Below are 1,025 nucleotides of genomic sequence, written 5' to 3' on the forward strand. Positions count from 1 at the left end.
TAGGCCACCGTCCAGCACATATAAGCAAAGAATAATAGCCAGCACCAAATATCGGGAGCGCCCTGCACCGCCACATAAGACATCGGGATGGCCCACCCAAAAGCAGCTGCTAAAAATACTTGCGGCAGATGGGTATAGCGCTTCATAAATGGATAAATAAACGCCAATACAACAGCACCAAGCGACCAATAGAACACAGCTATGGGCAAGAAAAATAGCAGACTAGCACTTAACAGCACCAGTACTAAGAATGCAGCGACGGCTTCTTTGCCAGATAAGCGTCCATCTGCTAATGGGCGGCCTTTAGTGCGAGTCACATGACCATCTACTTTACGATCAGCAAAATCATTAATCGCACAACCAGCGGCGCGCATAAATATCGCACCGAGCGCAAATATCGCAAATATCTTGAGCGTTGGCAGACCTGCTGTAACTCCTTGCTGCTGCGCTTGACCCATTGCAGCGAGTAGTACCCCCCATAATGTCGGCCACAGCAACAACTCAATACCCACTGGTTTATCAAAACGTGTGAGCTGGATATAGGCTTGTAGTTTGTCTTTAAATGTCATGGCTTCTTATTATCGTCAATAAAGAGTTTTATATGCTTTTTTGCTAGGGTGTGTCGCTATTTTAAAAATAGTGATAAAAATGAGATAAATCGCAGACAAACAAGGAAAATAGTGCAGACAATATCGAGATATTGACCAACTATTTGACGCCGTTTGGTAAAGATTTAGCCATTTTTAGCCCATTTAGTGATAAACGTTTGAATTAGGGACACGCCCTAATAGCAAGGTTTGCTCTAATAGACGTATTTCCCTGAGCGACCCGCGTTCTAGTCCTTTAAGCATTTTTTATGAGTACCGTTAACTAAAATAGGTAACCGTCTCACCCATCTCTTTGAGAAACTCATCTGCTTCATCAATCTCATAAATGATCGGCTGCTTGCCTGTTGTGTCTGTCTTTAGCGCCTCCAGCAATTGCTGCTTGTCCGTAATTCTGCGATAGCCAGCCCCAAACCCTGC

1 protein-coding gene is annotated in these 1,025 nt (G+C 44.3%); it reads right to left on the reverse strand.

Translation table 11 applies throughout. From position 1 onward, the window contains the following. On the reverse strand, positions 1-569 hold a 569-nt coding region (locus tag ACS8FC_RS15060; RefSeq protein WP_439297366.1), incomplete at its 3' end, for a 4-hydroxybenzoate octaprenyltransferase. Between the last annotated feature and the right edge of the window lie 456 nt (positions 570-1,025).

This window comes from Psychrobacter sp. 1Y4 (assembly GCF_051847555.1).